The 21,331-nt window shown below is 35.4% G+C and carries 7 protein-coding genes; 3 read left to right on the top strand and 4 right to left on the bottom strand.

The features are described from left to right. Window positions 1-15: 15 nt before the first annotated feature. The 4 genes from ISU00_RS05370 to ISU00_RS05355 all read right to left on the bottom strand — a co-directional run bounded on the left by ISU00_RS05370 (window position 16) and on the right by ISU00_RS05355 (window position 12,409). Window positions 16-2,520 carry a glycoside hydrolase 5 family protein gene (locus ISU00_RS05370; RefSeq protein ID WP_228853020.1) on the bottom strand — a complete coding sequence of 835 codons (2,505 nt, stop codon included), beginning with the start codon at window positions 2,518-2,520 and terminating at the stop codon, window positions 16-18. A gap of 333 nt (window positions 2,521-2,853) precedes the next feature. Further along, window positions 2,854-4,335 (bottom strand): RagB/SusD family nutrient uptake outer membrane protein, encoded by a 1,482-nt coding sequence (locus ISU00_RS05365; protein WP_228853019.1) that lies wholly within the window; start codon window positions 4,333-4,335, stop codon window positions 2,854-2,856. Between the two features lie 9 nt (window positions 4,336-4,344). Beyond that, window positions 4,345-7,434 carry a SusC/RagA family TonB-linked outer membrane protein gene (locus ISU00_RS05360; RefSeq protein ID WP_228853018.1) on the bottom strand — a complete coding sequence of 1,030 codons (3,090 nt, stop codon included), beginning with the start codon at window positions 7,432-7,434 and terminating at the stop codon, window positions 4,345-4,347. 784 nt (window positions 7,435-8,218) lie between these two features. Then, window positions 8,219-12,409: a hybrid sensor histidine kinase/response regulator transcription factor gene (locus tag ISU00_RS05355; protein WP_228853017.1), complete on the bottom strand. Its 4,191-nt coding sequence runs from the start codon at window positions 12,407-12,409 to the stop codon at window positions 8,219-8,221. A 523-nt stretch (window positions 12,410-12,932) separates the two neighbouring features. On the opposite strand from ISU00_RS05355, the gene ISU00_RS05350 reads away from it, so the two are divergent. The 3 genes from ISU00_RS05350 (at window position 12,933) to ISU00_RS05340 (ending at window position 21,308) form a co-directional block, all read left to right on the top strand. After that, window positions 12,933-16,037: a SusC/RagA family TonB-linked outer membrane protein gene (locus ISU00_RS05350; RefSeq protein ID WP_228853016.1), complete on the top strand. Its 3,105-nt coding sequence runs from the start codon at window positions 12,933-12,935 to the stop codon at window positions 16,035-16,037. Between the two features lie 33 nt (window positions 16,038-16,070). Beyond that, complete coding sequence (locus ISU00_RS05345; RefSeq protein WP_228853015.1) at window positions 16,071-17,702, top strand: RagB/SusD family nutrient uptake outer membrane protein; 1,632 nt, start codon at window positions 16,071-16,073, stop codon at window positions 17,700-17,702. A gap of 201 nt (window positions 17,703-17,903) precedes the next feature. Next, window positions 17,904-21,308, top strand: coding sequence for a VCBS repeat-containing protein (locus ISU00_RS05340; protein ID WP_228853014.1), 3,405 nt, complete (start codon window positions 17,904-17,906; stop codon window positions 21,306-21,308). The last annotated feature ends 23 nt before the right edge of the window (window positions 21,309-21,331 follow it).

Here is a 21,331-nt window from a genome sequence, read left to right as displayed (position 1 = left end):
TCTCAAATAAGTATTTTAATAAATAACAGAAATACTTCCAATTTCTACCTGACCGTTCTTGTTTTTATCAGGCCTTATTGAAATTTGAAGTTTCTCAACCTTCTCCATATTAACCGTATCCATTTTTGAATTTCGGTTGTCGGAAGGATTCAACCAGTAATTCCAATTTCCTGGAAATCCTTGAGGCAACATAATACCTTTACCCATCTTAAAGTCCGATAACAATATCTTTTTAGATTCCCATTCACTATTGATTGGGATTTTAGCCGTCCAAGGGGTTCCATCAGATTCAATCAAAGTTACATAAGCGTTTCCTTTACCCATGCCGTTCACTGAAAGACCTTTAATTTTATTACTTGAAGTTAAATTCTTTATTTGATCCCCCACATATAGGGAGAAGGAATAATCTTCCAAGTTCTTGTCCAAATCAAATGGAATTTTCAATTTTATTATACCGTTAATGTCTTTTTCACTCGAGGACAGTGTGAAAATGCCAGAACGGATATCATCTCCAATACGTGTAAAAGTTAATTTTGTTAAATCACCCTTAGGAGAAAAGATTGATAAAGGTTGTTTTTCGTCAATGACTTCTAATTCATAGGTTTTATCACTATAAAAATCCCAATCCCTAGGCGTTTTATTTAATTCTGAGGGGAACGTGGTGACGTTATTACCTTGAAACACTGAAATTACATAATCATAATATCCAGAAGATGTTACATCCTTAGGTATCTCAACTTCATAATCGTAATTATTTTTTGCCTCCATTTTGAAAGATCTAAACCAAGATCCTTTTGGCCTAAAGTATACATTTACACTGTCTATTTTTTCATCGTCTACAATCTTAGCTGTTATCCCTAACGGCTTACTTGAATATACAGCTCTAGAGGGCGAATGAACTATTTCTAAGGCAAGATTCTCTTGAGCAGGAACAATAAATTGTCTGTACGGAATCCCATCTATTTTCTCTACAGGAACATCAATTATTTTTATTCCTTGTTTAGTTATTGTATATATCCCTGGTGACAATAACACCTTTCCGGTATATGTGGAGCCCTCAAAGTCATTTCCTTCATTAACACCAATAACAGAAAATTCCTTTCCTAAATCAGGCAAATTAATTTCCATCGAATGGTTTTTGTATAATAGCCTTGATACAATTTTATCTGGACTCATCTTCTTAAATGGATCTTTTGTAAGAACAGCATCGGGATAAATCTCTAAGCGCCAAACTCCACTTTTAATTTTTTCTATAAAATAAGATCCCTCACCCGTGTATTTAACTATTGGGGATGAACCAAACCCAATAATTTTCTTAAGTTCATTAGGCTTCGGTGGTACTGATTTTGTATTTCCGGCATATAAAAATTTAGTATCAGAAACATATTCGCTTAAACACTCTTCATGTGAGATTCTAAAATCATCAAAGTTAGTATTGGCGGGATAATTTCCATACTTTTTATACAAGGGCAACTTCCGCATAGCCTCAGCCGCAATAATCGAACTTACAGCTTTTTGTGGTGTATATACCAGGTTAATGAAGTGCGTCTGCCATCCCAAATTTGCTTTTGCACTTACAAGCATATCATAAGAAAAAATCGCAGCAAACTGAGCACCAACAGACCTAAACGTTCTAATCATTGCAGGATACATCGTTGGTGATAATGCATCTGGTTGATCAAACTCATAAACTATGCGAGGTAAGCTTTTCAATTCGCTTTTAATCATAAGGTCATAGTTATCTACGGTGGGTAAGTAGTTTGCTTTTAAAGTTTGATTTGATACCAGTCCGGTAGGATACCAAGCAAAGGTTACACCGTCAATGTCGGATTGGGATAATGCCTCAGAGATATTAAAATCTTGACTAACATTATGAAAAAGTATTTTTTCACAACCCGTTTTTCTTACCGCATCAACTAAAGAATTTATATAATTAACAGAGCCGATTAAATCGTCGGAATGATGCCAAGGTTCATTAATCATTTCAATAAATAGAATATTTGGCTCATCCTTAATAGCCCTTTTTGTGTAAGGATTTATGTGGTTTAAAAGTTGAGTTAGATAATTTTTTTGAGCATCTATCGCTAGTGGATTAGTCCCTAACTCACTTTTTTTGAAATGCGTTGAAAATCCTATTGCCTCTTGTTCCATTGCATCTGGCCATTGAGAACTATAAGTTATTATTGGACTCAACAACATTTTAATATCTCTTTTATCTGCTTGATAAATTAAATAGTCTAATAAATCTAAATGCACATTGTTTATTAAATTTCCTGAAAAGTCTGTATTCTCAAAATCTCCCCAAAAGCCTAATCTAAGACCATCCCACCCCATTCTTACAAAATGAGACATATCCTTTACAATTTCTCCTTTTAAATCTTTAGAATAGTAACTGGCGGCCCTATAATCACATGCTGATGGCAGGCAATAATTTGCCCCGAATAAAGACAAGGGAGAGTTAGAATCTGACCATTTTATAATATTGTCTTCAACATATACTTTTTCGCTATTCTGTGCCAAGGTTAAAAATTGAAAAAACAGACATACCGAAAAAAGGGAATATTTGAGGGTTGTATTTAAGGACATTATGAAATAAATTTTTATGCTTTAAAGGAATGTATCGGACTTCGTAATAGAGATTACACAGATTAAACACATCTGATAATATGAGGACGTCCATATGGTAAAGTGATACCAATTTTAAAAATTTCTTCAAAGGAGTTTGGCTCGAAACTCCTTCGAAGAAAATCAACTACTAACTCAATAGGCTAACTAATGCCAATTTTAAAATTTCAGAGAGTCTCAATTCAAAAAGTTATTCAAACTTTAAGGACAGGATTCTCTCTGTCTTGATTAATAACCGTCATTTTGGGTGGCTCCATCATCCAATGCAAATTGGGGTATTGGATAAATTGATGGGCCTGGATTTTTTCCTGAAATACTTTGTAGAGCAGATGGCCATTTACCATGCCTCCTTAAATCAAGAAGTCTAAATCCTTCAAAATAAAGCTCCCAGCTTCTTTCTCTTAGGATAGCATCGTTAAATGCGCTTTTGGATGCAGTGTCTTCACTACTCAAGGGTTGTATATTTGCTCTTAAACGAATTTCATTAACCAAATCTATTGCTTCTTGTGTAGGACCGCCATTGTTTTCATTTATTGCTTCGGCTAACATTAACAACACATCTCCATACCTTGAAATAACAACGTCATTTCCTTGGTAAGCATTTGGTCCTTCAGCAGGATATTTATTTATTACGGGCCCGGCCATGTTAGAACGATCCATTGTGTAACCAGGAGGGCTATAAGTGTCTACTAAAAATGATCTTCTCTCATCATTTGGATCAAACGTATCATAAAATTCCCAAGTTGCTGTATATACACCTGGCCAAGCCCATCCTGGTTTTACAGGAAAATCTGTTGGATGTGTATAATAACTGAATGGGTTAAAATTGCCATCTGTTTGTCTGCCCTGAGATGTTGGGTCACATGAAATTGCGAAAATAGTTTCAGAATTTCTTTCTGTTGCCTCTCTAAATAGACTGGTATAATCATCAACCAAACTATAGCCTAAACCTTGAATCTCTCTTCCAACGGATTCTGCCATTTGAAAGTTTTTCTCATTTAAGTACAATCTCATTAAGACTACCAAAGCGTGGCCTTTATTGAACCTTCCATATTCAGAAGGGTTCTGAGGAAGATTATCAGCAGCAAAACGTAAATCTGCCACGACTTGTGAAACGTACACCTCTCTAGATGGTCTTGTTAAATCAGACTCTGCCTCAATATTTCCAACCAATGAAGGATCTGTAATTACTGGCACAGGACCATATAGCTGAAGCATAAAATACATGGTCCATCCTCTAGCCATTCTAGCCTCTCCAAGGAGACGATTTTTGAAGGCGTCATCCGTAAATATTGTGGCCTCTTCCAAACTTCCAATGGTTTGGGTTGCTTTTGTGACTAATCTAGTCTTTTCAAAGTGCGATCTATCTCTACCTTGTGCAACTAAAGGAGTGAAATTTCCTCTACTTTTTGCATCCCAAAAGACCGCACCATTACCCCAGGCTGAGAATGGGATCATTAAATCAGTCGGCGCATCAAATAGTTGAATTGTACCATCTTCAGGACCGAAAAAAGTAACTCTCCAACCACCCTCATCAAAGCCCCAAGTTAACCTGAATGGTTGATAAAGATCTAAGGTATATAGCTCGTAATCACTTTCCGTTTTCGGAAAAGTTGTAGGGTTCAAAGAACCATAAAGGACTGGATCTAAATTATCCTCACAAGAGGAAAATGTAAAAACAATAAGGATTAATAAAATTAGATTTTTCATAGCGTTTAATTAAAAATTAAGATTTAAACCAATAGCAAATGATTTAACAATTGGATATGGTGCAGCTGCACCTTTAACCGCCGGTGTTTGTATTTCGGGATCTGCCCCCTTGTAATTTGTGATTATAAATGGGTTTTGGAAATCAACATAAATTCTGGCAGTATTAAAGAAAATTGATTTGAATTCTTCAGAATTTAGAGTATATCCTAAAGTTATGTTTCTCATTCTTAAAAAGTCAGCTTTCGAGATAGTTACATCAGAACCCCATCCAACTGTATTTCCAATGCTTCCTAAAAGAAATTCATCATATGTTGCACCTGGCAATGTGCCGCCTGGATTTTCAGTGCTCCAAACATTATAACTATCATTGTTACCTGCTACCGTTCCACTTAAAAGTGCAACAGGGTTTGCCCAGTTAAGGCTATAATTTTGTTTGTAAGAACCTACTTGTCCATAAAAGGAGGCACTTAAGTCAAAATTTTTGTAGGTAAACCTTGTGGTTAAGCCATAAGAAAAATCGGGCACTTGATCATAAATTTTCACATCCTCTCGGTCTAAAACATTATCTCCGTTTTGGTCAACAAATCTTGGAGAACCTGGAGTTCTCGCTGCGGCAGGTTGAAAATCTGAAATTGTTTCTCCAATTTGAATTATTCCGTCAGTTTCAAATGCATATATTGAGGCCACTGGGTCATCTTCATTTAAATACCATGATGGGTCATCTTCTTCAAATCGTTCTACCCAATCAAAATTATAGTGAGAAAAGTTAGCATCGACTTTCCATCTAAAGGAATCATTTCTAATAATATCTCCTCCAATTGCAATGTCGAAACCTTTTCTTAACTGCTCACCTCCGTTGGCAGGTCTGGTTGGTATTGAGGATAATGCCGCAGTATTTACCGCTGTATTTCCGTATCGTAATAAATTTGTGATTCTATCCTGGAACCAATCAAAAGAACCGTAAAGCCTACCTTTATACATGTCAAAATCCAACCCAACATTCGTCATTATTGTTTTTTGCCAAGTAAGATTTGGATCATCGAGTTGAGCAAGAATATAAGGAACGTAATTAGAATTTCCATCATCAAAACTAATGATTTCACCATCTGGGGCATAAAATCCATATGCCACTCCTGAAGGTAAGTTTTGACCTGTAGTACCTAAACTAGCCCTTAATTTCAACAATTGAAAGGTATCTGTAAGACCTTCAAAAAATGGCTCATTAGAAATTTTCCAACCAGCAGAAACGCTAGGGAATGCTGCATATTTGCTATCGGGGAAAAATTGGCTATACCCGTCATATCTTATTGCAGCTTCGACAAGATATCTATCTAGGATGTCGAATGTACCTCTTGCAAAATATGACCTTAATTTATTGGTGTACTTCCATGAATTACCATTAGATGGTGCACCAGTAATGTTTGTTGTATTTATAGCGTCTAGCATGTCAAATGCTTGAACACCAAAACCGAAACCTTCATCCTTATATTCACCAAACCCTGCAACAACATTTATATTAAATACCGAGATTTCCTTAGTAAAGGTTAAATAAGTTTCAAATGTTTGTCTTTCCCGTCTAGAATTTTGAAGTGATGCCCTAGATCTATAATCATCAAACCAATTGGTGGTTGAAGGAATGAAAAAGTCACGAAAAGACGATTCATTATTATATCCGTACAATATTTTGCCTGTTAATACTTCTGGAATGATATTTATATCAAGCGAAGTGGTGGTTAATAAAGTTGAATTTTTAGATTTGTCTTTAATATCTAATTGAGCAACTGGGTTTCCTATAAGTTGAAATTGGGTATATACACCAGTGTCTGGGTCTCTAATTGGTAAATATGCTGGATATGCAAGAGCCGCTTGTAATGCAGTATATCCATTTTGCCCTGATCCTCCCGTTTGCCACCCTGCAACAGAGTTGTTAAATTTTGATAAGTTTCCTATCCCTCCAACATTTAATTTAAGAAAATCAAATATTTGGAAAGATAAATCTAACTTACCGGAAAAACGTCTCATGCCAGAGTTTTCTACAGTACCCTCTTGGTTAAAAATACCTCCTGAAAAATAATAGGTCGTCTTTTCGGTACCACCTCTAACATTAACGTTTAGATTATCGATAGAACCATCTCTCAATATTTGGTCAACCCAATCAGTATCTACTGTATTGTTGTCAATTTGACTACTAGAAAATCTGGGCACATAACCAGTCGGAGATTCTGGGCCAAAAGGTTGCATATTATTTTGTGCTAAATACCTATCCTCATCATATCTATTATAAAATTCCATATACTCCCTGGCGTTTAAAGGGTTCAAATAGGTATCATTAGTTAAAAAAGAATGATTGTAATCAACACCCACATTTAATTTTCCTGTCTTACCCTTTTTAGTAGTGATTAAAATAACCCCATTTGATGCATTAACTCCATAGATGGCAGCGCTGGCATCTTTCAAAATTTCAATAGACTCTATATCATTTGGGTTCAATCCTCCTAAATTTCCCCTGTTGACATTATCAATTTCTGCATGGTTTACCCCGGATTCCAAACTATTAGACGGAACAATAACTCCATCAACAACAATTAGAGGATTTCCTCTACCTCTAATAGAAAGGTTGACTTGACCTCCAGGCTGGGCACTTACTTGACTAACCTGTACACCAGCAGCTTTTCCAAATAATAAATCGGTCACACCCGAGTTTGAGGCGTTAGGAATATCTGTTGCATCCACTGAAACAACGGATGTAGTTATGTTTTTCTTTACAGTTGTACCATAACCAACTACAACAACCTCATCCAAGGCGGTTAGATTTTCTTCTAGAACAATTGATATATTGGATTGTCCGTTTACTAAAACTTCCTTTTCTTGATACCCAATGTACGTAATCACTAAGGTGGCATTTTCATCGCTTACCTCAAGGACAAAATTTCCGTCAAAATCAGATTGGACACCATTAGAGGTGCCTTTTTCTACAATTGAAGCACCTGGTAAAGGAACTCCATTAATATCCTTTACCGCACCAGATACAGTTATCTGAGAAAATACTGTTGACCAACCCAGCAGCATAACGATCATAAAACTTATTGTTGACTTCATTTCAATAATTTTTTCATTTTCGATGTTAGTTAATTAGTTATAGCATTAAACAAGGTGAAATTCATCTTTAATTTAAAAAGGATGAATTGTAACGATGAAGTGATATAGTAATTATTGTCCTTCTGGAATACATATAAATTATTACTATTTATAATTTAAATATGCAGATTAATTGATTTTATGAGAATATCAATTAAACAGACAATAACTGAAAATTCGATAATTTTTAAATGAAATTTTGACACTTCAACAATCCTTGTAGTTATTTAAGCAATGTAGCACGACTTATTATCTCAAACAATGGACAAAAAATAGATATACATGGACAATTTGACTGTTAATTTATCTTAACTCGAAATTTTTCTAATTATGAAGTTTAGGTAACGAAAAATTGGCTGTCAACGTTTAATTTTAGGCTTACCATTAATTCAAACTTGAATTTTCTATTATTAATAAATCTATCAACTATTCATCTTTTGATAGATAATTTACTTTTTAAATTATTGATCGGATTTCAATATTTTTAAGAAGTTTCCATATGAAGTTGTGCTCAATGCCACCTACATGTATACAGCTATTTATAGCTATTCTCAATAGAATGATATCTTTTAAAACACTGCATATTGGTGTATATTGCTGTATATCAGGGTATTAAATTATGGTTCAGGTGGGACCACTTTAAAATGAAAGCTTTACGATTCCGTAAAGCTTTTTTGTTTATACAGGTCACACATTGGTCACACAAAGCCTATAGATTTATCTTCATTTATTACAAAGATTAGTTTTAAGTATCTTTAAAATCGGAAGGGTTTTGACCAAAACGTTCCTTAAATATCTTTCTAAAATACTTAGTGTCATTAAAACCAACTTCATAGCATGCTTGTGATACTGTAAAATTGTCATTTTTAATCAATTCAGCGGCCCTTTCAACCTTAACATTTCTAATATATTCATTAATACTGTTGTTAGTAATTGCTTTTAGTTTTCTATAAAGGGATGTCCTGCTCATCCCTATTTCAGAGGCAATCAATTCTACATTTGTATTTTCACCAAGATTTTCCAAAATAATTTTATCCAATTTCTTTAAGAAGCCCTTTTCCTTATTAATAAATACCGTTTGGACTGGAAGATCTTCTTGTTCTAGCGTTGGATTAGCACCAAATAATTTTCTTAAAACCTCCCTGCTATCAAGGAGGTTTTTAACTCTAGTTTTTAATAATTTAATATTGAAGGGCTTGGTAATGTAGTCGTCCGCACCTTCTTCATAACCAATATTTATACTTTCTATGTCAGTATCTGCCGTAAGCAAAATAATGGGAATGTGGCTTGTTGCAAAATTCCCCTTTAAGTCGGAGCATAAATCAAAACCACTCTTTTCGGGCATCATTAAATCTGAAATAATAAGATCAGGGATATACTTTTTTGCCTTTACAACACCTTCTTCACCATTGATTGCATGGATTACATCAAATTCATTTTTAAAAATCCCTCCTAAAAAACTTAAGATTTCCTCATTGTCGTCAATTATTAGAATTAACTGACGGTTTTGTTCCGATGTAATATTGGAATATTCGCTATCAAATTTTATGACGTCATAAATATTCTGTTTGGATTGTTCCTCTAGCTCAACTAACTCATCTTTCTCTATTAACTCACTTGATGGATATTCCATTTCCTTAATAGGGATTTTCAAAGTAAAAGTAGTTCCTTCTTTATATTTGCTTTCAACTTCTAATTTACCGGCATGAAGTTCTGCAAAACTTTTGGATAGGGCTAACCCAATCCCTGTTCCGCTTTTGGAAATTGAACGTTGGGTCCTATAATACCATTCAAAAATATGCAATAGTTCCTCCTCTTGAATTCCAGGCCCAGTATCCCTTACCTTTATTTCAAAGCCATCTTCTTTAGTGTTGAATATTACCCTTATTTCATCACCGCTATTACAGTATTTTATTGCGTTGGATAAGAGATTGTTAATGATGACCTCAATTTTTTCTATATCAACATTAAAAATTTTAGACTCAACGGGCCCTATATATTCAAGATTAATATTTTTTTCTTTTGCAAGCGGGACATATCCTTTTACCCACCTACGTAATCTAGATGGAAGATCATGGGGCTCCAAATTCGCCCTGCTTAAACCTTCTTCCGCCTTTCTGAATTTCAATAGGGTATCAATTGATTTGTAAAGACTTTTTGCATTTCTTTCTATGAATTTGAGCTCTTTTTTAAACTCTTTATTTAAATCCCTAGAAATCAGATTTTCTACAGGAGCCAGTATTAGGGTGAGAGGAGTTTTTAATTCATGCGAAAATGCTGTGAAAAACCTAAAACGTTCTTGATTTAAATCATGTTCTAAAGCCCTTTGATTCTTCTCTAAGAGCAAGGAATTTTTAAGCTTAATCCTTTCAGAATAATACTTTGCACCCACCCATATACTAAGACTTAATAAAATGGCATACAAAATATAAGCCGGGATTGTTTTCCAAAATGGAGGAACGACAGTAATATTTAAAACTTTAGAGTTTTGTTCCCCAAAGGCTGTATCGGTTTTCACCATAAAACTATATTCCCCCGGCGGGACGCCCGTGAAATTTGCGGATCCCGAGGATTGGTTTTCAACCCAGAAGTCATTAAAATTTTGAAGCTTGTAAGAATAAGAGAAATTTTTGGACTCTGGGTATTTTATTGCTACATAATCAATAGTAAAGGTGTTTTGGTTATGTTTAAGCGTAATAGCGTCCTGAAAAAATAAAGTCTCGTTGAGGATAGCTCCTTTTTGACTGTCGCTCACTCCAACTTCTTTATTGAGCACCTTCAATCCTTTGAATCTAATTGGGTAAGGAGTTTCATGGACTTGAAAATCATTAGAATCAAATACATTCAACCCATTATTGCCACCAAAAAACAAAACACCATCAATATTCTTAGTTGCGGCACCAATATTGAATTCTCCCTCCTGGATATTATTTAGAGAGGAGATATTTAAAATTTCATCGGTTTTTATATTATACCTATTCAAGCCATTGTAAGTTCCCATCCACACAAAACTCGAGTCGACTTGAACTAGACTGTTTACAGTATTATTGCTAAGTCCATCTTCTTCAGTTAATGATAAAACTGTATTTGATTTTGGATCAAACCTTAGGAGACCAGCATACCTAGATCCTGCCAATATTTCTCCATTTTCTAAAATTAGTACGGAGAATATAACATCGCTATTTATCCCATTTAGATTGGATTGATTAAAGGACGTAAATAGGTCATCTTTTGGCTGAAATCGAATAAGCCCAGAATTAAAAGTTGCCAACCATAAATTTCCATTGCCGTCCTCAGCAATGTCTCGAATATCTATTTTGCCTAAGGTTTCAATATACTGAAACCGATCTGATTCTGGTAAATACTTAAATAACCCTCCCCTGTTGGTGCCAACCCAAATTATACCGTTTTTAGCGTGAAAAATTTTCCGCACATCACTTCCGTTATCAGTAGAGCCTTCCAAATAGTGCTTACAATAACCAGTTTCAGGGTTTAAAAGATTTAACCCACCTCTATAAGTGCCAATCCAAACGCGATTTGGTTTTTCTTCATATATGGAAAGAATATAGTTATTACTCAAAGTTCTAGGATCCCCATCCTTGCTTTCGAAATGATCAACAACACCAATTTTAGGATTAAGTAGGTCTAATCCCCCACCATCTGTTCCAACCCAAACCCTATTTTTACTTGCCAAGGCGACTGAGCCAATCCTATTATGACTTAAGGAATATTCGTCATTAATATTTTTTTTTAACAATCGAATTTTTTCCCCATTTGGGTTTACAAAATTTAGACCCGTAGGTGTACCCAACCACATGTTGCCATGACTGTCTCTAAAAATTACGGAAACAGTTCTGTTAAAGACACTTAAACCATCACTTCTAGGCGGGAAGTGTTTTACATCTATATTTTGGCCCTTTTTAAGAGGCATATCAAAACGAACTATATAGAGTCCACCGTTACGGGTTCCAATCCATAGATTTCCTAATCCGTCCTCCTGAAAAGATAAAATATCTTCTTCTTGTATTTGACGAGAAATGCCATTAGAAAATTCAAAATTCAAATTGTCACCAGATTTTGAGATAACCTGTAAACCATTACGTGTGCCAATCCAAAGATTATGGAATTGATCTTCGTAAAGAGAATTTACCACAGATGAAACTAATGGTGATTCACTTTCTGGATGGAAGGTTGTAATGCTGCCATTTAACAAATTTATTTTGTTCAATCCATTGTTGAAAGTTCCAACCCACATAGTTTCTTCCCCTTGGATAAGAATTGAGGATATATCATTAGACGAAAGTCTGTCGGGTGTTTTGAGAAACTCTTGCAAATTGTTTAGATTGCCTCTAGCATCTAAAAATTGAATTCCACCCCCATATGTGCCAATAACCACATAATTTTCTGGACCATTAATAATTTTGCTTACTTTATTACTATACAGACCATTTTCAACATCAAATGAGGTGATTTGAGATTTTCTTAAATTAAGGAAATTAAGCCCTGCATCTGTGGCGATTAAAAGACTGTCTGATGAAATTTCTATATCCTGGATGTAGTTATTTGAAATTCCATTATAGGATTCTCCAATTTGAGGTTTTTGAACTTTATTGTTTTTAATTCCATATCTATTTAATCCTTCATAAGTACCAATTTCTTCCCCAGCATTTAAATCGTCTCGTTTAAATTGATTTTTAAAATGCTTAAAGGATTGCCCATCATACCTATTTAATCCATCATACGTAGCAATCCAAATAAACCCTAACGAGTCTTCTTGAATGTCATTTATATAATTGTGGGAAAGTCCAGATGAGATATCGAGAAGATGAAAATTTAACTCTTGTTTAATGGCGTTTTGATTTAATGATGAATTTTGCCCAAAAGCCAAAAAGGTACATTGCAAAACACAAATTATGAGTAAGTGTGAAATCTTCATTTAAATCATTAAATTACTGGCAATAATATAAAAATTACCCTAAGGAGCCCCATAATTTACAATTAGTTGAACAATTTACCCCCTTATTTTACACAATTATCCCCTCTTTTCATTAACATTAAATTAAGAATATTGTATTCGAATAATTCAGTCTCTGAATAATCGGTCTATTAAGTATCTGGTCTTACCGATTTTATAGGACAATTAATAACAGGTTAATTAAGAATTTGAATTGTTTAATTACTAACTAGGTTTTATTTAAAAGTCATGGAAAAAATTTTAAGCTCAAACTTCATTTTAGGCGGTGAAGTGGTTTTTTCAAACCTTTTTCCACCGAACACAAACGTTACAATTAATAAAAAGTTCAATTCTTAACCTTTGGCTTAATTAACCAAAAAAGGTTAGATAGATTTTTATCTAAATCAAAGCTAGAAATTTTAGCCCCCTATCCTTACTCAACATTAATTTGAGGTAAAAGTATAGATGGGAAATTGAAAAACTTTAATAATTAATATCATTAAAAATGACAAAAACTACTGTTGAAAGTCAAGTTAGGAATTGTTCCTGTGAAGACCTGCAATTAGTCAAATCTAAGTCAATTGGAAAATTACTCAAATGGTTGATTGGATTATTTTTGCTGGTCGCATTTAATAGTTATGCACAACAAATCACCGTTAGTGGTAAGGTCACATCTTCAGTAGATCAGATGCCGCTCCCAGGGGTAAACGTCCTTGAAAAAGGCACCACCAATGGTGCGGCCACAGATTTTGATGGGAATTATGAATTGGTCATTGATTCAAATGCCACCTTAGTATTTAGCTATTTAGGTTTTGTAACCCAAGAGGTGCCGGTTAACGGAAATGCAACGGTTAATGTTATTTTGGCTGAAAATTTAGGACAACTTGATGAGGTTGTGGTAATAGGTTATGGTCAACAAAAGAAAAGTGACATTGCCGGAGCGGTTTCCATTATTGATTCTGAAGATATTCAAGCAAGCCCAGCAGCTAACTTAAGTAATACCTTAGTAGGACAAGCAGCCGGAATTATTGCGGTTCAAAGATCTGGTGAGCCAGGGGAAGATCAATCAGACATTTTCATTCGTGGGGTTGGAACGTATAATGATGCATCCCCAATTTATGTTATAGATGGTATTGTTAGGTCTGCGCGTGATTTTGCTCAACTTAACAGTAATGAAATAGAATCTCTTTCTGTTTTAAAGGATGCTGCCAGCGCTGCTGTGTTTGGAGTTCGAGGAGGTAATGGAGTTATTTTAATAACTACTAAACGTGGGAAAACAGGAGCACTAGATATTAATGTAACAACAAGTTTAGGAATTCAGGAGAGAATCCAAGACCCAGAGTTGGTAGGTTCATATGAATGGGCGCAATTATATAATGAGGCAAGAGTAAATCAAGGCCAACAGCCAGTATTTACACAGCAGGATTTGGATTTGTTCCTTTCCGGGGAAAGCCCAGATACTCACCCAAGTAGTGACTGGTTGTCAGTTCTTGATGACGCACCTCTTTTAAGAAGATATGGGATAACAGCAAATGGGGGATCAGAAAAAATTCAATTTGCTACCTCATTCGGATTTTTAGACCAAGACGGTATTGTTCCTTCAAATAATCATAAGCGTTATAATTTCAGATCGAACATAGATGCGAATATTACAGAAACAACACGCTTTTCTTTTGATATTTCGGGAAGGGATGAAAATACGAGAAATGTAGCCTCCCCTGAATTATTCCGATGGTTAATTTCCACTTCACCTATAGGTTCAATTGGAAATCGAATTCCAATTAAATGGTCTAACGGAACATATTCATCAGGTCCTGCATGGCTTGCAGTACCTGAAAATGGTTACAGGAGCAGACGCATTCAAACCTTTAATGGCCGTCTTCAATTAGTACAAAAACTACCCATTGATGGGCTTTCCATAAAAGGAATCGCCTCCTACAACAAATTTTTTATCAATGTAAAGAATTATAATTTTCCTGTAATTCCTTTCTATACTAGAAATGCTGACGGAACTTATACAGAAGGTCCAGAAGGAAAAAAAGACCTATACCAGGATCATACAGATAATCAATCTATAACACTTGAGGCTCATTTAAATTACGATCAAATCTTTGATAAGCATGCTGTTTCTGCCTTATTATTATATACTCAGACTGAACAACAGAACAAGTTTATGAATGCCTATAGGGATCAGTTTACATTGAATATTGATGAATTGGCCTTTGGAGATGTCGCAAATAGTACCAATTGGGGTTCTTTTAGTTCGGGTGGAAGACAAGGTATTGTAGGGCGCCTCAATTATACATTTGATGAGAAATACATCATAGAGGGGAGTTTCAGGGCCGATGGATCTGAACAATTTGCACCTGGTAAACGTTGGGGATTCTTTCCTTCAGGATCCTTAGCATACGTAATTTCTAAAGAACCATTTCTTGAAGATTCCTCAATTATTGATTTCTTAAAAGTAAGAGGTTCTTATGGCGTTTTGGGGAATGATCGTATAGGCGGAAGCAGGTTTTTGTATTTGCAATCTTATTTTTCTGGCGGGAATGGTGTATTTGGTGATGGCAGTGTTCAGCCGGCAATTTATGAAGGAAATTTGCCAAGCCCAGATGTGACTTGGGAAACCGTTAAAAAATTAAATGTTGGGGTGGATTTAACGTTATGGAATAGACTATTATCCCTATCATTCGATTATTTTTATGATCAAAGGTCTGATATACTTGACCAAAGGGATCTTACCGTTCCTAGTTTGTTAGGGATAGGTCTTCCTGTGGAAAATTTCGGAGAGGTGGATAATAGCGGTTTTGAAGTGGTATTAGGTCATAGAAATAGGGTAGGACAAGATTTCAATTATTCTCTAAATGCCAATTTCACCTACGCCAAAAGTAAAGTTGTTTATATTGATGAGCCAGAACGAGAAAATCCAAATATATATTTAACTGGTAGACCTTTATTTCCTCAGTTTGGATATAAGGCAATAGGTTTGTTCCAAACTCAAGAAGAAGTTGATAATTCCGCTACACTCGTAGGAGTTAATAATGCTCCAGGAGATATTCGTTATAAAGATATTAATGAGGATGGTATTATTGATGACATGGATAGAGTGTATATTGGATCTAGTAATTTGCCTGAAATAATTTTTGGTCTTAATGGCAATGTGCAGTATAAGAATTTTGAATTATCCTTTTTATTCCAAGGAGCCACGAATGTTTATCAGGGCTATGGCGGAGAGGCTGCATGGCCATTTTTCCTTGGCACAAGTGGGGTTTATAAGCAAAACCTAGATAGGTGGACACCTACCAATACAGATGCTAGTGAACCGAGGGTTTTAATAGATGGTCCTGAAGCGGGCAGTAATCACGCTGGTTCATCATATTGGTTAAGAGACGCAAGCTATGTAAGGCTAAAAAATTTAGAATTAGCTTACAATTTAGATGTAGAAAAACTAAACTCTAAATTCATTAAAGGCATCCGAATTTATGCAAACGCCAATAATGTATTTACCTGGACGGACATTGAGAATTTTGACCCAGAAAATGCGCAAGGCCGTGGGTGGGGATATCCTCAACTGAGAGTATGGAATTTTGGGGTAGACTTTAATTTTTAAGAATAGAGCAAGATGAAAATAAGAAAAAATAAAATGAAAAAATTTGTAATTATCCTTTTAGGTATGACTTTAATTGTGGCCTGTGATGATGATATCTTGAACCAGGTTCCAAAGGATTCATTAAATGAAGAACTCGTTTGGACAGATCCAGTCGGTGCTAAACAGTTTATCAATGGAATATATGGCGAAATGCAGTCTGGATTTGATAGAAATTATGATGGTTGGGCTAGAGGTTTATATTTATATGATGGAGCTTCTGATGATGGAGAAGTGGCTATGACATGGACACATTCTCAGCTATTGCAAACAGGGATTTATAATACAACCTATATCCCTTGGGGTAATATGTGGCCCATTTATTATGGGCTTATCAGAAAAACAAACGTTGCTCTAGAAAATTTGGACCGACTAGGTGAAAATAATCAGGATATAATAAATGAATTAAAAGGGCAAGTATATTTCCTAAGAGGCATGATCTATCATGAACTACTGAGATTATTTGCCTATAAGCCTGGCAATGAAGGTGTTCCTCTTATTGATAGAAGTCTTACAGTAGACGACGATTTGTCTATACCAAGAGCTTCCTACGATGATGTGGTTGAGTTTATTCTAGCCGATTTAGATAGAGCCGCTGAATTACTACCCGCAAAGGGAGAAATTGAAGCAGGTAGAGCTACTTCCGGGGCAGCCTACGCACTGAAAGGTCGAGTATTAATGTATGCTGAACGATGGGCTGAATCTGCAGCGGCATCTAAAATGGTTATTAATAATGGAAGATACTCCTTATATCCAGATTATCGTACATTGTTTTTAGATAAGAACAATAATGAAATAATATTTGCGAAAAAATTTGCTTACCCAGATAAACATCACCAAAGCGGTGGTGGTGGAACCCAAGGAGCTGGATGGGATGTTTACAATTCTCCTGATATCTTCAGAGGTGCAACCGGGGATGGTGGATGGGGAGGCAATATGCCAACTCAAAATTTTGTAGGATCCTATGAAATGACAGATGGTTTGTCCCAAGAAAACTCTCCATTATATAATCTTCAAGATCCATATAAAAATTTAGATCCGCGTTTTTATGCAACAGTAGTTTATAACGGAGCCACCTTTCGTGATGTTTTAATTGATCTTTCTAATGATTCTCCAGTAAGGAGATTTTTACCGACAGGATATTTTCTTAGAAAATTCCACGATGAAGATTTAGTGTTGTATGCCACAAATAGTGATCAGGATTGGATATTTATAAGGTATGCTGAAGTCTTATTAAATTACGCTGAAGCACAAAATGAAGCATCTGGCCCCGATGGTTCAGTGTACGATGCAATTAACACTATTCGTTCTAGGCCAAGCGTTAATATGCCTTCATTACCTGCAGGATTATCGCAATCAGAAATGCGAGAAAAGATACGCAATGAGAGAAGGATAGAATTGGCATTTGAAGAGCACCGATATTTTGATATCAGGAGATGGGGAATTGCAAACCAAGTTTATAATGATATGCAAGCTATGGATATAGTAAAAAATCCCGATGGAACATTTACTTACCAAGTGAGACACAATTATGAGATTAGAGATTTTGTTGAAAAAATGAATGTAATTCCTATCCCTCAGGATGAAATCGATAAAAATCCTGAGGCAAATCAAATATTAGGATGGTAATATTCGTGAATTAATTTGAGTTAGTTAAGGTGATATTGTTGGGGTTGATTAAGTCGTTATAAAATATTGATTTAATCTGACCCTAACACAATCACACTTCACAATTTCCAGATTAACTATTAGGCTATTAAAACATCTTCAAGACTTTAGGCTTATCTAAAAACAAATTTTTAAATCAATCTATTTGTTTGGTTGAAAATTATGAGAAAAACGCATTACATATTATTCTTTTATCTAATCCTAATTGTAGGTTGTGATGGAGATCGAAATAAAATTGGGGAATCCGACGAAAATGCCCTATTTGAAGTGATGACTCCAGAACATACAGGTGTAGAGTTCACAAATGAGGTTATAGAAACAGAAAACCTTAATGTGATGAAATATGAATATATGTACAACGGCAGTGGGGTGGGCATAGGCGATTTCAACGGCGATGGCTTAGCGGACATATATCTGACAGGTAATACTGTTAAAAACAAACTCTTTCTAAATAATGGCAATTTCAAATTTCAAGATGTTACTGAAATTGCTAGAGTTGGTGGTCGAAAAGGCTGGAAGACAGGGGTTAGCGTTGCAGATGTTAATGGAGATGGATTGTTGGATATCTATGTATGCTACTCAGGCTTGGGCACTGATGCAGAAAGGGCAAATCAATTATTTGTAAATCAAGGAAATAACAATGAAGGTTTGCCTGTTTTTAAAGATGAGGCTGAATTATACGGTATTGATGCGGCGGGAACCTATAGTACCCAGGCGGCCTTTTTCGATTATGACTTAGATGGGGATTTGGATATGTTTTTATTAAATCATTCCAAAAACTATTACTCGCCTTTTTACAATAGCACAAAACTAAGAAACACCCGACATCCGCTTTTTGGTAATTCCCTTTTCCGTAATGATGACGGTAAATTTAAAAATGTAAGCCAAGAAGCTGGAATTCATGGCAGTGGTTTGAATTTTGGTCTTGGTGTTGCTATCAGTGACTTCAATGAAGACAATTTACCAGACATATATGTATCTAATGATTATGTTGAACAAGACTTTCTTTATTTAAATAATGGGGACGGAACTTTTAAAGACGCAAGTAAAATGGCGTTTGATCACATTTCTCAATTTTCAATGGGAAATGATGCTGCAGATATAAACAATGATGGACATATAGATTTAATCACTTTAGATATGTTACCGGAAGACAACTACCGGCAAAAAGTACTTAAAGGACCAGATGAATATGATAGGTATCAATTGGCAATTGATAGTGGCTATCATAAACAGCAAATGAGGAATATGTTCCAATTAAATATGGGGGTTGATCCAAAGGGTAACCCTAGATATAGTGAAATTGGACAATTGACCGGAATTTCAAATACAGACTGGAGTTGGGCTCCTTTGTTAGCCGATTTCGATGGGGATGGTAAAAAAGATTTATACATTACCAATGGATACCTTAGAGATTACACCAATAAAGATTTTATGAAATTTGAGGTGAATAATGCTATGGAAAAAGCATCAAACCAAGGTGTTGAACTGTTTGGGGAGGAAGGCAAGGAAAAATATTCTAAAGTAATATTCGACCTAGTAAACTTAATGCCATCCACAAAAGTATCGAACTATATGCTAAAAAACACTGATGGCCTTTCTTTCGAAAATGTTACAAAAAAATGGGGTCTTAACCAACCGACGGTTTCAACGGGAGCTGCTTACGCCGATTTGGACAATGATGGCGATTTAGATTTGATTGTTTCTAACACCAATGATCCAGTTGGTATTTATCGAAATAATTTAAACGAGAAGTCTCCAGCCAATTACATTAAAATAAAATTAGAAGGAGATTCGAAAAATACATTTGGCATAGGGGCTAAAGTTTGGGTGGTTTCAGATTCCTTATATCAGTTTGCTGAGAATTATCCTATTAGAGGGTATCAATCTTCAGTTGATCCCGAACTTTATTTTGGATTAGGAAACAGCAATAATGTAACTATTAAAGTGCAATGGCCGGACGGTAAAGTTTTTATTCAAAATAATGTGCCAATAAACAGGGTTCATCAAATTAGCCAGTCTTCTTCCGGCAATATTGAAAGTTCGGACATAGCACATGGTACCGAAAATAAAATATTTGAAGAAATAACCAATTCGGGGATAAATTATAAACACCATGAAAATAGGTTTGTGGACTTTAAGTTTAATAGGTTGGCATTATTTCAAAATTCACGATCGGGTTCAAAAATGTCCGTTGCTGATGTAAATGGAGATGGTATAGATGATGTTTTTATTGGCGGAGCTTTGGGACAAACCGATGGATTATACATATCACAGGCAAACGGAAAGTATTTGAAGTCGACTGATGATTGCTGGAATTATGGAATTTCTTTTGAAACCATAGGTTCCGCCTTCCTTGATGTGGACAATGACGGAGATCAAGATTTATATGTTGTAAATGGAGGCAGTGAACCTTCTTTGGAACCAGCTAGATTAAAAGATAAGCTTTTTATTAACCTAGGAAACGGAAAGTTTGTTCATGCACCTGATGATGCATTACCTCAAGCTTTTTCAAATGGAAGTGTCGCAGTTGCCGGTGATTTTGATAATGATGGCGACCAAGATCTTTATGTTGGAGGAGGAGATAAACCTGGAAATTATCCTGAAGGCGATTTAGGAGGAATATTGCGGAATGACACTAATCCTTCGACAGGCGAAATCCGATTTACCATTGTTACAAAAGAAGTCAATCCAGATTTACGTCAACCCGGTTTAATAACGGACGCCAAATGGGTAGATCTTAACAATGATAAGTGGTTAGATCTTGTATTAGTTGGGGAGTGGATGCCTATCCGGATTTTTATAAACCAATCAGGTAAGCTTGTAGAAAAATCAAGGGATTTTGGTTTAGAAAATACCACGGGATTATGGCAAAGTTTAGGATTTGAGGATATCGATGGTGATGGAGATCAAGACTTAATTGTTGGGAACATGGGATCGAATTTACAGTTTAAAGCAACCAAATCTGAACCCATGGAAGCTTTTGTTGGGGATTTTCGTGATGACGGCTTAATGACCACCGTAATTAGCTGCTATATCCAAGGAGAACGCTATCCAATCGCTACATTGGATGAATTACAAGATGCGTTCCCGTTAATAAAAAAGAAATTTTTAAAATATGATGACTATGCCAAGTCAACTTTGGATGAGGTGTTTTCCGACGAGAAATTAAATTCGGCACAACATTTCGAAGTTCAGCAATTGCAAAGTTTATACCTAGAAAATACAGGCCAGGGATTTAAACTTCACGTTCTTCCAACAGAAGCTCAGTTTTCTGCAATTCAAGGGATTAACATTTATGATTTTGACGGTGATAACAACCTCGATGTGCTTTTAACCGGTAATTACTACCCAATGAAAGTTGAGTATGGGCCCGTTGATGCAGGAAAGGGTCTTTTGTTGAAAGGCAATGGTAATGGTCAATTTTCAATAATCAAAAACGATAAACTTGGATTATGGATTGATGGTGACGTAAGGGATTCTAAACTCCTTCACCATAACGATGATATTTATATCATACTTTCCAAAAACAATGACAGTACAGAATTAATAAGATTAAAAGTTTAATAAAAATTAGAAAAAGGTTTAAT

This window comes from Aegicerativicinus sediminis, from assembly GCF_015476115.1.
Classification (GTDB): domain Bacteria; phylum Bacteroidota; class Bacteroidia; order Flavobacteriales; family Flavobacteriaceae; genus Aegicerativicinus; species Aegicerativicinus sediminis.
The sequence above is the reverse complement of the archived record's forward strand: the minus strand, read 5'-3'. Positions and strand labels throughout refer to the sequence as shown.